Genomic DNA, 13890 nt, shown 5'->3' with positions numbered 1-13890 from the left:
AAATAGGATATTAATCATGGGTTTCAAATGTGGCATCGTCGGTTTACCAAATGTAGGTAAGTCAACATTATTTAACGCGTTAACAAAAGCGGGCATTGAAGCTGCTAACTTTCCATTTTGTACGATTGAGCCTAATACAGGTATTGTACCTGTACCTGATCCTCGTCTTGATCAGTTAGCTGAAATTGTAAACCCGCAGCGCGTATTACCTACAACAATGGAATTCGTTGATATTGCAGGTTTAGTTGAAGGTGCATCTAAAGGTGAAGGCCTGGGTAATAAGTTCTTAGCGAATATTCGTGAAACAGACGCAATCGGTCACGTTGTTCGTTGTTTCCAGGACGATAATATCGTTCACGTAGCGGGTAAAATCCACCCTAAAGATGATATTGAGATCATCAATACCGAACTTGCACTTGCTGATTTAGAAAGCTGTGAGCGCAGTATCCTGCGTGTCGCTAAAAAAGCAAAAGGCGGTGATAAAGACGCTAAATTTGAAATGCCGGTTTTAGAAAAAATCAAAGCACACCTTGAAGCTGACGGCATGGTACGCGGTCTAGAGTTAAGTAAAGAAGAAAAAGAAGCAGTTGCTTACTTAAATTTCTTAACCTCTAAACCAACTATGTATATTGCCAACGTAAGTGAAGACGGTTTTGAAGATAACGAATATTTAGACCAGGTACGTGAGATTGCAGAAAAAGAAGGCTCGGTTGTTGTACCTGTTTGTGCTGCTATTGAATCTGAAATTGCAGAGCTTGATGAAGAAGACAAACAAGAGTTCCTAGAAGGTATCGGCCAGGAAGAGCCCGGCTTAGACCGCGTTATCTACAGTGGTTACCAGCTGCTGCATTTACAAACTTACTTTACAGCCGGTGTTAAAGAAGTACGAGCCTGGACAGTTAAAGTGGGTGCAACAGCACCACAGGCTGCCGGTGTTATCCATACCGACTTTGAACGCGGCTTTATTCGTGCTGAAATTATTGGTTTCGATGATTTCATTGAATTCCAAGGTGAATCAGGCGCGAAAGAAGCGGGTAAATGGCGTTTAGAAGGTAAAAACTATGTAACTAAAGACGGTGATGTTATCCACTTCCGTTTTAATGTTTAACTAGTTGTTAAAGACACTAAAGGCAGCTTCGGCTGCCTTTTTAATTTTTAGCTTCTAAGGGAATGCCGCCAGCTCAATACGGTTCCTGCCGCCCTGCTTAGCTTTATATAATGCATCATCGGCACGTTTTAATAACCTTTCAAACTCACCATCTTCGACTTTTAATTTAGCCATGCCGATACTCACAGTCACTTTAATACCCTGCGGTTTAAGCTGCTCTATTTTACGCAGGATCCGCTGCGCTTTATTTAATGCATCCTGATCTTCACAGGGATCAAATATGACCACAAACTCTTCTCCGCCGAATCGAGCAGCCAGATCTTCCACCCGATTATCAACCGCCAGCACAGCTGCAACCTGTTTCAATATCTGATCTCCCATGGGGTGGCCATAGGTATCATTTATCATTTTAAAGTGGTCGATATCAATCATCAGCAGCCACAGTTCATACTGGTGTCTTAATGCTCGGGAGACTTTTTTAGCGGCGGCATCAAATAGAAAATGGCGATTATATAATCCCGTTAACTGGTCATTAAAAGCGATCTGGTTAAGTTTATCACGCTGCAGTTTTAAGGTGATATGAGTATTAACACGCGCAATGACAATCGCCGGCCGGATAGGTTTGGCTATATAATCGACAGCCCCTAGTTTAAGGCCGAGCTCCTCATCTTTATCTCCCTGCAGACCGGTAATAAAAATAACCGGAATCGCCTCTGTTTGAGGATCTGCTTTGAGACGCTTACAGACTTCGTGTCCGTTCATGCCCGGCATTTCCACATCTAATAAAATAAGGTCAGGCTGCGGGCTTTGATGAGCAATCTGCAGGCATTTTTCCCCGTCGGTTGCCACTTTCAACTGATGATAATCTTTCACGCAAGCGGCCAGCACCTGCAGATTAGTCGCTGAATCATCAACAATTAAAACTAACGCTTTATCTGACATTATCAATCCTTTTGCTGTAGAGGGAGCTTATATATTTCATCAATTATTTGTTCAACTAATCTGGAGGCATTAGCTAAATCGAACAAACCGATCAACTCCTGTAAATTAAGCAGCTTTTGTTTTATATCCGGCACAACACAACTTTCGATTAACGGTGATATTTCTTGACCTTCAATGTAGTCACTCTGCTGTAAACGGACAGCTAACTGCTTCAGCTGATTAAGTATTTCACTTTCAGTCAAACGGCTACCGACAAACTGTTTCTGTTCACTGTCATTATCAGCAGCTTGTAAATAAGCGTTAAATTCGGCCGTTAATTCAGTATAGCTTTGCTTCACAAGAGTAAAAGCCTGTAAACAGGATTCAATACTTGTCGTTTTAGCCGCTTTCTCTAATTCAGAACAATAAAATGCCAGAGCCAGCGCACTTAGATTAGCAGAAGCACCTTTAATCGTATGTGCTGAATGTCCAATCAGACTGCGATCATTATTATTAACCGCACCGCTTAATTCATCGATTTTAGATGGCATTTCATCAATAAAAGTTTTAATCAGAGTAATTAATAACGGCTCTTTGTTTAATACTCTGTGCAGGGCATCTGCTTTATCCCAGCACAATAAGCTTTGCTCAACCGCGGCGTCACTACTGGTATTAATACCCTGCTGTAATTCAACGCTTTCACGACGCTCGTTGTCACAGCCTAACCAGTGAACTAATTTAGTTTCAACAAGTTTAGGATCAATCGGCTTGCCGATATAATCATCCATACCTGAGTTCAAGCATTTTTCCCGATCTCCCTCCATCGCATTAGCGGTCATGGCAATGATAGGCAGCTCTGTGTAGGATCGGCCGGCATCTCCGTTACGTATAGCCAGGGTTGTTTCATAGCCGTCCATCACCGGCATCTGACAATCCATAAAGATCAACTGATAAGCGCTGTTATTTAATGAAGCCTGTAGAATAGATAAAGCCTGTTGACCATTTTCGGCAATATCTGCACTAAAACCAAGCTCTTCTAAAATCCCCTGCGCCACTAACTGATTAACACGGTTATCTTCGACTAAGAGAATTTTAATTAGTGATTTATCACAGGATTTGACATCTCTTTTACGAACCAGGGTACTTAAATAATCATGCGTGACTAACGGCAACGCATCTTTTAACACTTCACCGTTATCCACAACAACATTTAAGGCGTCAAACAGATCAGAGGTTGTAGCCGGCTTAGGAAAATATGCATTAAAGCCTAAGTCTGCAAAGAACTTAGATTCGTTACGAGCGGCAATCGAAGTCATCATAACTAATTTCATATCATCAAAAGCGTGATTATCTCTAATTATTTCTCCTAACTGGGCACCGTCCATTTCCGGCATCTGCATATCTAAAAAAGCAACATCAAAAATTTTATGCTTATCTGCCAGCTGCTCTGTACATATCTGCAGCGCCTGCCTGCCGTCTTCCGCTTCGACAACCGAAGCCCCCCAGTGCTCTAACTGGCCGCGTAATACCTGCCGGTTGGTACTGTTATCATCAACAATTAATAACTGCAGTTTACTGATATCAACCCGCGGCAGCACTTTTTGCGACTGATGACTGGTTTGTAATTTGGCAGTAAAAGTAAAAATACTCCCTTTAGCAACTTCACTTTGCGCATAAATTTCCCCGCCCATTAAAAAACATAACTTCTGACAGATTGCCAAACCTAATCCGGTTCCGCCGTACTTTCTCGTTGTAGATGCATCTACCTGAGTAAAAATTTCAAATAAAGTGGAAATTTTATCTTGTGGAATACCTATTCCTGAATCTTCAACCGAGCAGCTGAAGTCAATATTTTCCTCCTGAGTATTGTACGCTGAGGCCGTAATTTTAATTTCTCCCTGCTCGGTAAATTTAATCGAATTACTGATTAAATTAGTCATAATTTGACGCAGACGCCCCGGGTCCCCTTTTACCATGGAATGATCGACATTAGTCAGGTCTAATATAATCTCGATACCTTTTTCCTGCGCCCGAAGCGCCATCGCCTCAGAGATCTCTCCTAGGACTTCCCGTAGATTAAAGTTAATAATATCCAGCTCCATTTTACCGGCTTCAACTTTTGAGAAATCTAAAATATCATTGATCAGTCCAAGTAACGACTCGGCACTTGACTTAGCCAACAGAGCTTTATGCTGCTGATCTTCATTAAGCTTGCTGTTAAGCAGTAAACCTAACATACCCAGTACCCCATTCATCGGCGTACGGATTTCATGACTCATACTGGCTAAAAATTCGCCTTTTAAGAGATTGTTCTGCTCAGCTGTCACAGTCGCCTGCTGCAGCAGTCTGCCGGCTTTTTCACGGATAAGTACATTAATAAAAATATCACAAACGTCATGCAGTATATTCATCTGCTCTGTAGTTAAATTCACCGTTTCATGAGTCGATAAAACTAGCACTCCGGTCAGCGGAGAGTGACTGGAAATATCATTTTCGATGCTGCTTTTTAGAGGTAATATATAGTGCCCGTGTTTCTCCTCCCCTAAGCAGTCGTGATGGCAGGAACTAATAACATCAACCGCCTGTGAAGCAATACTCTTCTTACATAACTGTAGAAGCTCCCTACTTTCTGCCTTATTAATAACAAAATTATTTATCGAAGCACCTAGAGTAAACTCCGCAAGCTGTTCATCATATAAATAGATGCATGCCGTATTATTAAAACCAAAATCAGGCAGTTCAATCATATTATGCAGTGCTTCAGATAAACGCTCAGAAAGCGGGGAGTGTGCTGAAAGAGACTTTGTAATATCTAATTTTACCGCGGCAACTTTCAGATTGGCGGCCTGCTGCCACTCTGCCTTTTTCTGCTCGGTAATATCAGTGCGGATCGAGATATAACTCTGTGGAGAGCCGTCTTTATCTTTAAAGGGGGCAATTGTTGTATCAAGCCAGAAAAGCTCACCACTTTTGCTTTTATTACAGACTTCTCCGTGCCATATTTTTCCACTTTCAATGGTTCGATAGAGGTTGTTAAAAAACGCATCAGAATGATAACCGGACTTAAGCATACGGTGATCATTACCAATTAGCTGATCATGGTTATAACCGCTGACTTCACAGAATTTATCATTGACAAAAGTAATGGTGCCCCGGATATCCGTTATCGCAACAATAGCATGCTGATCTAAGGCATACTGCTGACTGGATAATTCGGTTAAAGCGGCTTTCAGTTTAATATTACTATTTACAATTTGTAAATCACTCTGATTACGTTTACTTACCATGTCATTAAATGCATCAGCAAGCTGCCCAATTTCGTTATTTGCTGCAACTTCAACAAACTGTTCTGTATTTCCCTGGGCAATTTTTAAGCTGGCTTTTACTAATGCCTGAATCGGATCGGTAATACGTTTTACCTGAATAATCGTGATAACAACAATCACTAATACCAGCAAGAATAATATCAGCAGCACAGTTTCGGCCATCTCTTTACTACTTTGAAAAACCTCCTCACTGTTTATTTCAGTAATCAGCAGCCACTTAACATTTTGAATTGTAATTAATTCATGGGTACCAAACACTTTTTTCGCAAAAGGGCCTAAATATTCAAACACCACCTGCTTATGCTGATCCTCCTGCACACTGTCAGCTTTTAGTTTTGTATGTTCATCAACCCATAAATCAAACTGTTCGCTGCTTATTTTTTCCGTTAATACAGTATTTAAATTTTCCGAGATCGGGGAGCGTAACTCCCCGTCTAAGGAAGTTAAATAATGTACCAGCGAAGAACCTTTGTCCTCTTTATGAGTCATGTGGGCAAAAATATGTTCCAGCTGCTGCTGCACAGCAAGAGCACCGATCATCATGCCCTCTTCGTCGATTAAAGGCACAGTTAAAAAAGATGAAATTTTATTATTTGAAGGCGCGTAACGTTCCAGGTCGGAAAACCCGGTTTGTCCTGACTCAAGCGTTTCAGATACCGCTTTTGAGAACTTTGTACTGCTCAATTGTGAAGAAAAGAGGTTAACTCCCAGATCACTTTTCTTTTTTACTGAATATAAAATATTACCCTGAGTATCAATCAAGAACAGATCATCAATATATTCATACTGCTTACAAAAATTTATCAGACCACCTTGTAAAATTTCGCTTCTAAACTGCCAGTCATAACTGTTTATATATTCTGTTAACGGCAGCTGACTGTGGAACCAGCCATAGTTTAACCGCTGCATAAATTTAATATTAACGGGAGAGTTTGCCTGAGTCTTAATATCCTTGATTCGATAATCAAACCAGTTACGAATAAATGCCTGAGTGAGATGTGAATCTTGGATTAACTGCTTACCGGCTGCATCAACCAGACTGTTTTTTGCCTGCTGATAATTTATCCAGCAGGTGATGCTTACCGGTAATAGAGAAAGTATTAAAAACCAGAAAGTCAGTTCACGAAAGATGGAGCGCTGTTTAGCTTTACTTTTAACCACCCCGGTATTATCTTCCTGCATAATTCACTCCAGTCAGACTGTACAGAAAGAGAAAAAAGAAAAAGCTGATATGCAGTACCTGAGTGATGCCGGTGTCAAAGCTGGTATTTTTTCCATAAGCATTCCAGTTGTAATGATAACAAAGCAAGCTTAGACGATTATTTATCTTTTACATTAGAGCTAGATAACTGATTTCTAATTTGAAATATTTCAGTTTAATAAATGTGACAGCGCTTCTGTACTTTTGGAAATAAGCAGTAAATACCTTATTATTAAGAGGGAATTAATCTAATAAGCGGTAAATAGCAATACCTAATAAACTATGCATGTTGTCTTTACCAGCCATGTCCGCCAGCTTGTCCAACCCCGCTTTAGCTTTTTGTTTACCGCCACAGTCGGCATTGACTGCGGTGATTAGATATTTTATACAATGTCTAAACTGCGCATTATCAAGCGCCTCATTCCAGCTCTTAAATAGCGCAGCCGAGGTTGTAAAATCTAATCTGCCAGCAACAGACTGAAATATTTGTCCCTGAAAAGCATTTAACATGGCTTCCTTATTCGGAACAATGCGCTGCACACCGCCGCGGGACAAACCAGTATGCTTTGCCAGCGAACCATAGGTAACCGCCTGCCAGCCCTGCTCCATAAATATATCAATGATTGCCTGGTGAATCCGCTGCTCAGTCAGCAAAGCTTCTTGTTGGGAGTTTTTTGCCATTATTTCCTTAAACCTTTACTTTTTATTAATCAGAACAAATTTCGATCTGCACACCTTTTTCTTTTAATAGATTTAAAATATGTTGATCCGAGTTTGAGTCCGTCACCAAAAGATCCAGCTTATTACTGTCACAGACTTTATGCGTGGCCATCTTGCCAAGTTTTAGTGATGAACCTAAAGCAATAACCTTTTCTGACTGCTCAATAATGGTGGCTAATGTTTCCGCTTCGTCAAGGTTATTAATACTTAGCCCTTTATTCGGATGCAGGGCGCAAATACCTAAAAAACAGGCATCAAAATGAATCTTGCGCAGCATGGCATTGGTGGTTGCGCCTAATGCCATTACCGCAGGTTTAAATATTTTTCCGCCTAATAAAATCAGCTCAATATTATTATGATGGATCAGTTTGGTGGCCACCAGCGGGCTGGGGGTTACCACAGTAAAATTAAAGTGGGTGGGTAGATTCATCGCCAGCTGCAGACAAGTAGTGCCCGAGTCCAGCAGTATAGTCTGGTTTTCTTTAATAAATGGAATCGCAGCTAGTGCCACCCGTTTTTTCAGCGGATCCACCTCTTCATGGCGTTCGCGATACTCATCAAACTCCTGCTGCAGCGGCAGTGCCCCACCGTGTACACGACGCAGTAGTTTGGCTTCGTCGAGCTGTTTAAGATCGCGGCGGATCGTATCTTCAGATACCTGTAGGGTCACACTCAGCTCGGTGGCATAAACCCTGCCTAACTGGCTAAGCAGATCTAATATCTTGTTATGTCTTTCTTGCTGTAACATTTTTGGCCTTTTGCGCTTTTTTCCATAATTTTACTTGATTTTGCACGAAGATCTAGGGTTAAATGCGTTTATTGGTGCGCGAAAATGCGCTTTTACACATCTTTTATTGCTTGTTTATGCCCGTTATGGGGTTAGAGGTGAATATGTTAGTTACAAAAGCATTGTTATTTGATTTAGACGGTACCTTAGTAGATACCACGACTGCGGTTGAAACATTATGGGAAGCATGGGCCGATAAACATAAAATCGATGCAGCTCCCATTTTTGCGGAGATGCACGGTACACACGGCAAGGTAATCATTGCAAAATATGCTCCGCATTTAGATATTAAAACTGAAATTACGCAGCTGCTGATTGATGAAGAAAAATTATCCCGTAATGTAACTGCTGTTCCCGGCGCGAAGAGCATGCTGGAAAATTTAGGCGAAGTTCCCTGGGGAATCGTCACCATGAGTTCAAAACGTGTCGCCTTAACAAAATTAAAGGCAGCCGGACTGCCTGTGCCGCATATCCTGGTAACTGCTGATGATGTACTGCAGAGCAAACCGGATCCGGCTCCCTATTTAAAAGGCGCACAGTGGCTGGATATAGAGCCTCAGAATTGTTTAGTCTTTGAAGATGCACAAGCCGGCATTGAAAGCGGCTTAAATGCCGGCATGTCGGTTGCCCAGATTATGCATGCGGGACACTGCGAGCAGATAAACGGTACTTTAAAAACCTTTAATAACTGGGCTGATATCCAGATCAATATGGATAACAATGCAGTGTATGTAAAATAATAAAAAGGTAATAAGCCATGAATGAATTTGAAAAAATGCAGCAGGGACTGGATTTTGATGCCCTTGCACCTGAATTTGATGAATTACGTGATCAAGCATTTGCTCTTTTGCAGAGTATCAATCAACGTCAGTTTGTTAAAGCTAAACCCTACTTCAACAAGTTATTAAAATCCTTTGGTGACAACAGCATTATCTGCCCGCCGTTTTTATGCGAATACGGAAAAACTATCTCAGTGGGCCGTGACACCTATATTAATATGGGTGTGACTATGCTGGATAATGCACCGATCACCATAGGCAACAATGTATTAATCGGCCCGAGCACCCAGTTTTATACCCCTACTCATCCGCTGGATCACCGCAAACGCCGTAACTGGGAATTCCAGTGTTTACCTATTATCGTAGAAGATGATGTCTGGGTCGGCGGCAATGTGTCTATCTGTCAGGGAGTGACCATTGGCGCCAGATCCATTGTAGCTGCCGGCTCCGTGGTTACCAGAGACGTACCGCCCGATACTATGGTAGGCGGTTCACCGGCGAAGTTTATTAAGCATTTGGATTAAGCAGTAAGCTTCAGAGGTTTCGCTTAACCTGAAACCTCATGCAGCTGATTCACTTTGTTTGTATGCTATCGCTTGAAGCGTCTGGTTTAACTTTTATTGTTGGCATTACCTCTGTAACAGAGTTCAATACTGATCCCAATAAGGAGGAGAGCCAAAGTAATCACCGATAAAATCAATGAAGCAGCGTACTTTGCTTGCTAAATGATGCCGGTGAGCATAAACAACATAAAGCCCTAAAGAAGCGGGTTCATATTCTTCCAGAATAGTCGTTAACCTTCCTTCGGATATAGGTTTGCCAGTGATAAACGTTGGCTGAATGGTGATACCACCACCTTGAACTGCGGCATTAACTAAAACATCACCGTTATTTGCGACAAAGTGACTTTTAAACTTAATCTCAGATGCTTTTAGATTAAACTGAGAAAAACTAGCACTGTTATCGGTATAGCTATAGCGCAAGAAACAATGATCAGCTAAGTCGCTTGGGTTATTCGGTGTTCCATTGGATGTTAGATAATCCGGAGAAGCGCAGATGACTAAGCGGATTGGGGCAATTTTTTTCGCAATCAAAGATGAGCTTTTCAACTCTCCGATGCGTAGTGCCATGTCAATACCATCTTCAACAATATCTACTTTTCTATCTGTTAGCTGTAAGTCTACCTCGACTAGAGGGTATTGCTTTTGAAAATCAACTAATGCTTTTGACAAATGGTGCATCCCAAATGACATGGGAGCGCTGATCCGCAGTGTTCCTGAAGGCTGTTGCTGCAGGGCGCCAAGCGAGTTTTCCATATCTTCTATATCAATAAGCACTTGCTGGCATCGTTCAAAATAAGCGAGGCCTGCTTCTGTTGTACTGACTCGACGTGTAGTGCGGTTTAGAAGTCGGGTTTGTAAATAGCTTTCTAACTGCGAGACGTATTTACTCACTAACTGCGGTGACAGTTTTAATTTTTCTGCAGCTTTAGAAAAAGAGCCCTCTTGCACTACTGTCGAAAAGGCCCGCATTGCATCGATTTTATCCATGATTTGCAACGTATTGTTGATAATAATTCAATAAATATAGCATTTATCATGTTTTTAAACATAGGTAAATTACTCCTGTGCAGCAAACTGAATTAACCAATCACCTTGAGGTAACTATTAAAAAGTTAACTCAGTTGAACTTATTTATTATCACTGAACAGAGGAAATATTAATTATGCGTTATTTCAAAAGATTATCTTTAGTATTGCTAACTATGATGATTACACTTTCTAGTGCTTTTGCATCAGACACAGCAGTCATTGAAATTGTCACACTAAAACTGAAACAGGGAGTCTCATATAGTGAGTTTGCTCCAATTGATAAAGCGATTGAAGAGCAACATGTTGCTAAACAGTCAGGATTCATATCACGTGAATCAGCCGCTGGGGAGAATGGAGAGTGGCTTGTCATTGTACACTGGGAATCTGCGAAGGATGCTGATGCCTCTATGGCTTCATTCATGAGTGACCCGGCAGCGCAAAAATTTGTCGATAATATTGACGGCTCTACTATGGTTATGAAACGTTATTCAAAGACGTTTAACTAACCTGCAAATATGCATCCTGCCTTTATTGCCCTACGAGCTTTGATAGCTGTAGGGCTTTTTGCTTTATTAAAGCTTATCAGCTGAAAAATTAGTGTTTCAAGCCTATGCGGCCAGCTCACTGAACTCCCCTAAAATCGAAGCGTTATTTTTACTGATTTGCCTCGCCCCTGATTGACAACGTTTTGTTGATAGTTATTCAACAATCTCTCTATTTATCCTTTCACGGTTGTTAATTATATTATGAATATGCAAAACAAACGGGTAATGCATAACTTAAATGAGTTAATTGAAATAGGACAATAATGATGAATTCTAAAAATATTAAATCTGTATTAAACACAACAACGAGTATTGCACCGCTGACAATTCGCATTCCATTAGGGATTGTTTTAAGTGCTCACGGTGCTCAAAAGCTGTTCGGCTGGTTTGGCGGTTATGGTCTGGAAGGAACGGGTCAATGGATGGCAAGTATTGGCTTTGAGCCGGGTATGCTAATGGCCTTATTGGCAGGTAGTGGAGAGTTTTTTGGCGGTATTGCGCTTATGTTCGGATTGTTAACACGTCCAGCGGCAGCAGTGACGGCCTTTACCATGCTTATCGCAATGACAGTACATTGGGGAAATGGTCTTTTCCTTGCCGACAATGGTTATGAATTTGCACTAATTCTACTGTTCGCATCGGTTTCTTTGGCCATTCAAGGCGCAGGTCGTTATTCATTGGATAATCTAATTAAGTCATGGTTACAAAGCCGTTAATAGATCTGTCCAACAAACCTCAATCAGAACAAATTGTTACTTTTTCACAAATACTATAAGGATAAAGAATATGTTAGTAAACGGCGTGTGGACTGAAAGCTGGCAGCCTGTTCAGGCAAAAGATAAAGATGGTCGATTTATTCGGCAAACTTCTAGCTTTAGAAACTGGATCACTAAAGATGGTCAACCAGGTCCGACTGGTACTGGCGGCTTTAAAGCGGAAAAAGGTCGCTATCATTTGTATGTTGCTTATATCTGCCCATGGGCATCACGCACACTAATGGTCAGAGAGCTTAAACAGCTAAGCGACTATATCAGCATTAGCGCTGTTAACCCTGTGCTAACAGAGCAAAGTTGGCAGTTTGGCGGTCATCCTGGTTCAGATATTGACACACTTAACGGCTATCAATACCTGCATGAGCTATATACAGCGGCAGACTCAACCTTTACAGGGCGCGCAACCGTCCCCGTTCTTTGGGATAAAGTGAATAAGGTTGTGGTTAACAATGAATCGGCAGACATTATTCGCATGCTAAATACAGCCTTTGATGATTTAACCGGATCAACCTTGGATCTATACCCCGATGAATTTGCCGCAGATATCGATGCATTAAATAAACGAGTTTATGACAATCTCAATAACGGCGTGTATCAGGCGGGTTTCGCAAGTTCGCAGTTAGCCTATGAAGAGGCTTATCATAAAGTATTTAACATGCTGGATGAACTTGAAGACCGCTTAGAAGGCAGTCATAAATACTTATTTGCTAACACAATTTCTGAAACTGATATCAGAGTGTTTGTCACCCTGATTCGTTTTGATGCGGCCTATCACGGGTTATTTAAGTGTAACCGTAATACATTAGCTAGTATGCCGAACCTATTTAGCTACGTTAAACGCATTCTATCAATTAAGGGTATTGAAAAAACAGTTAACCTTGATCACATCAAACAGGGTTATTATTCAATCAAAGCATTAAACCCCACAGGGATCGTACCAGTAGGGCCCGAAGTATAATTTTATGACGGCACAATCGAATTCAACACTGTTTCCGCTACTCTTCGTTTCACACGGCTCTCCAGCGATGGCAATAGAGGAGAGTGCCGCAAGGAAATTTTTAAGTAAGTTAGGTAATACGCTTCCTAGACCAAAAGCAATTGTTATCTTTTCAGCGCATTTTGATGTGCATGATGATGTTGTCGTCACTAGCGGAGAGAATCCAGCTACGATCCATGACTACTATGGTTTTCCTGAAGCGCTGTACGCTCTTAACTACCCGGCACCGGGAGCACCTGAACTGGCAGAAAAGGTTGTTGTTTTGTTGAGTGAAGGCGGAATAAAATCCCGCTTAGATGCTGGCCAAGGCTGGGATCATGGCGTCTGGATAGCGATGAAATTGATTTTCCCGAAAGCAGACATTCCCATCGTACAAATTTCTATCAATAGTCAGCTCGGGCCTGAAGCACACTATCGGTTAGGTCAATGTCTGAGAGTTTTACGCGGGCAGGATATATTGATCGTAGGCTCTGGCGGGATAAGTCATAACTTGCGAGAACTGTTTACGAAAAGACCTGATCCTGATAGAGCAAAGAAAGTAAATTTGTTTACTGAATGGGTTTGCAAAAATCTACAAACGAGTAATATCAAAAGCCTTTTAAACTATGTAGATGATGCACCATATCCTTTGTTTAATCATCCAACACCGGAACACCTTTTGCCGCTTTTCTGCATATTAGGAAGCGCGGCTGATAATGAATCTATTAAGCGCATCCATCAAAGTGTTGAATCTGAGGTATTGGCATTAGATGCATATTTGTCAGACTAAGTACGCACCTAATACCCTAACATCTATGGGGTCGCCCATTAGTGAGTTCTGGTCAAGCTGGTATGCAAGTTTCCTTGGGTGTTTTTTAACCAAGTATTAAATCGTACATGAACCGCTAATTTGTTGTTTGTTAATACACACCTAAAAATCACAATGTTGGTGTCAATATGCACCAGTCACCCATCTGAATTTAAGCGATGTAGTCATGCAATGTTGTATGGCTACTGCTCTTGGCTTTATAAGCCTCAGTAATTATTTAGTGCCAACGCTAATCCAGTTCTTTGCAGATTTCCCTGCAACTTAACAATTCTATGGTTCGGCTTTATTCAAGCAGTCCAACCCGTTATGGCTTTAACGTTGGGCATATCTTCTT

The 13890-nt window shown here is 41.3% G+C and carries 12 protein-coding genes; 7 read left to right on the top strand and 5 right to left on the bottom strand.

Annotated features, from left to right (window positions below; all coding sequences use genetic code 11):
• Positions 1-16 precede the first annotated feature (16 nt).
• Positions 17-1108 carry a redox-regulated ATPase YchF gene (ychF, locus tag G327_RS0117550; RefSeq protein ID WP_019616114.1) on the top strand — a complete coding sequence of 364 codons (1092 nt, stop codon included), beginning with the start codon at positions 17-19 and terminating at the stop codon, positions 1106-1108.
• Positions 1109-1162: 54 nt separating this feature from the next.
• Here the strand turns inward: ychF and G327_RS0117545 are convergent, their stop codons facing one another.
• The 4 genes from G327_RS0117545 to G327_RS0117530 all read right to left on the bottom strand — a co-directional run bounded on the left by G327_RS0117545 (position 1163) and on the right by G327_RS0117530 (position 8024).
• Positions 1163-2050: a diguanylate cyclase gene (locus G327_RS0117545; protein WP_019616113.1), complete on the bottom strand. Its 888-nt coding sequence runs from the start codon at positions 2048-2050 to the stop codon at positions 1163-1165.
• 2 nt (positions 2051-2052) lie between these two features.
• Positions 2053-6537, bottom strand: coding sequence for a response regulator (locus G327_RS26195; RefSeq protein WP_019616112.1), 4485 nt, complete (start codon positions 6535-6537; stop codon positions 2053-2055).
• Positions 6538-6799: 262 nt separating this feature from the next.
• The gene (locus G327_RS0117535; protein WP_019616111.1) at positions 6800-7237 is read right to left on the bottom strand and encodes a TetR/AcrR family transcriptional regulator; all 438 of its coding nucleotides are present in this window, start codon (positions 7235-7237) and stop codon (positions 6800-6802) included.
• A gap of 25 nt (positions 7238-7262) precedes the next feature.
• Positions 7263-8024 (bottom strand): DeoR/GlpR family DNA-binding transcription regulator, encoded by a 762-nt coding sequence (locus tag G327_RS0117530; RefSeq protein WP_019616110.1) that lies wholly within the window; start codon positions 8022-8024, stop codon positions 7263-7265.
• 143 nt (positions 8025-8167) lie between these two features.
• Between G327_RS0117530 and G327_RS0117525 the strand changes: the two genes are divergently transcribed.
• Positions 8168-8803 (top strand): HAD-IA family hydrolase, encoded by a 636-nt coding sequence (locus G327_RS0117525; protein WP_019616109.1) that lies wholly within the window; start codon positions 8168-8170, stop codon positions 8801-8803.
• Between the two features lie 17 nt (positions 8804-8820).
• A complete protein-coding gene (locus G327_RS0117520; RefSeq protein ID WP_019616108.1) occupies positions 8821-9366 on the top strand; it encodes a sugar O-acetyltransferase in 546 nt (181 codons plus the stop codon).
• 123 nt (positions 9367-9489) lie between these two features.
• On the opposite strand, the gene G327_RS0117515 is transcribed toward G327_RS0117520, so the two are convergent.
• Positions 9490-10392, bottom strand: coding sequence for a LysR family transcriptional regulator (locus G327_RS0117515; RefSeq protein ID WP_019616107.1), 903 nt, complete (start codon positions 10390-10392; stop codon positions 9490-9492).
• A gap of 175 nt (positions 10393-10567) precedes the next feature.
• Here G327_RS0117515 and G327_RS0117510 point away from each other — a divergent pair, with 175 nt between their 5' ends.
• From G327_RS0117510 to G327_RS0117495, 4 genes are all read left to right on the top strand, one after another.
• Positions 10568-10939, top strand: a complete 372-nt coding sequence (locus tag G327_RS0117510) for a hypothetical protein (RefSeq protein WP_019616106.1) — start codon at positions 10568-10570, stop codon at positions 10937-10939.
• Positions 10940-11244: 305 nt separating this feature from the next.
• The gene (locus G327_RS0117505; protein ID WP_019616105.1) at positions 11245-11694 is read left to right on the top strand and encodes a DoxX family protein; all 450 of its coding nucleotides are present in this window, start codon (positions 11245-11247) and stop codon (positions 11692-11694) included.
• 70 nt (positions 11695-11764) lie between these two features.
• On the top strand, positions 11765-12709 hold the full coding sequence (locus tag G327_RS0117500) for a glutathione S-transferase family protein (protein WP_019616104.1): 945 nt from the start codon (positions 11765-11767) through the stop codon (positions 12707-12709).
• Positions 12710-12713: 4 nt separating this feature from the next.
• Positions 12714-13517, top strand: coding sequence for a DODA-type extradiol aromatic ring-opening family dioxygenase (locus tag G327_RS0117495; protein WP_019616103.1), 804 nt, complete (start codon positions 12714-12716; stop codon positions 13515-13517).
• Positions 13518-13890 lie beyond the last annotated feature (373 nt).

It is taken from the genome of Psychromonas ossibalaenae ATCC BAA-1528 (assembly GCF_000381745.1).
GTDB lineage: Bacteria > Pseudomonadota > Gammaproteobacteria > Enterobacterales > Psychromonadaceae > Psychromonas > Psychromonas ossibalaenae.
The sequence above is the reverse complement of the archived record's forward strand: the minus strand, read 5'-3'. Positions and strand labels throughout refer to the sequence as shown.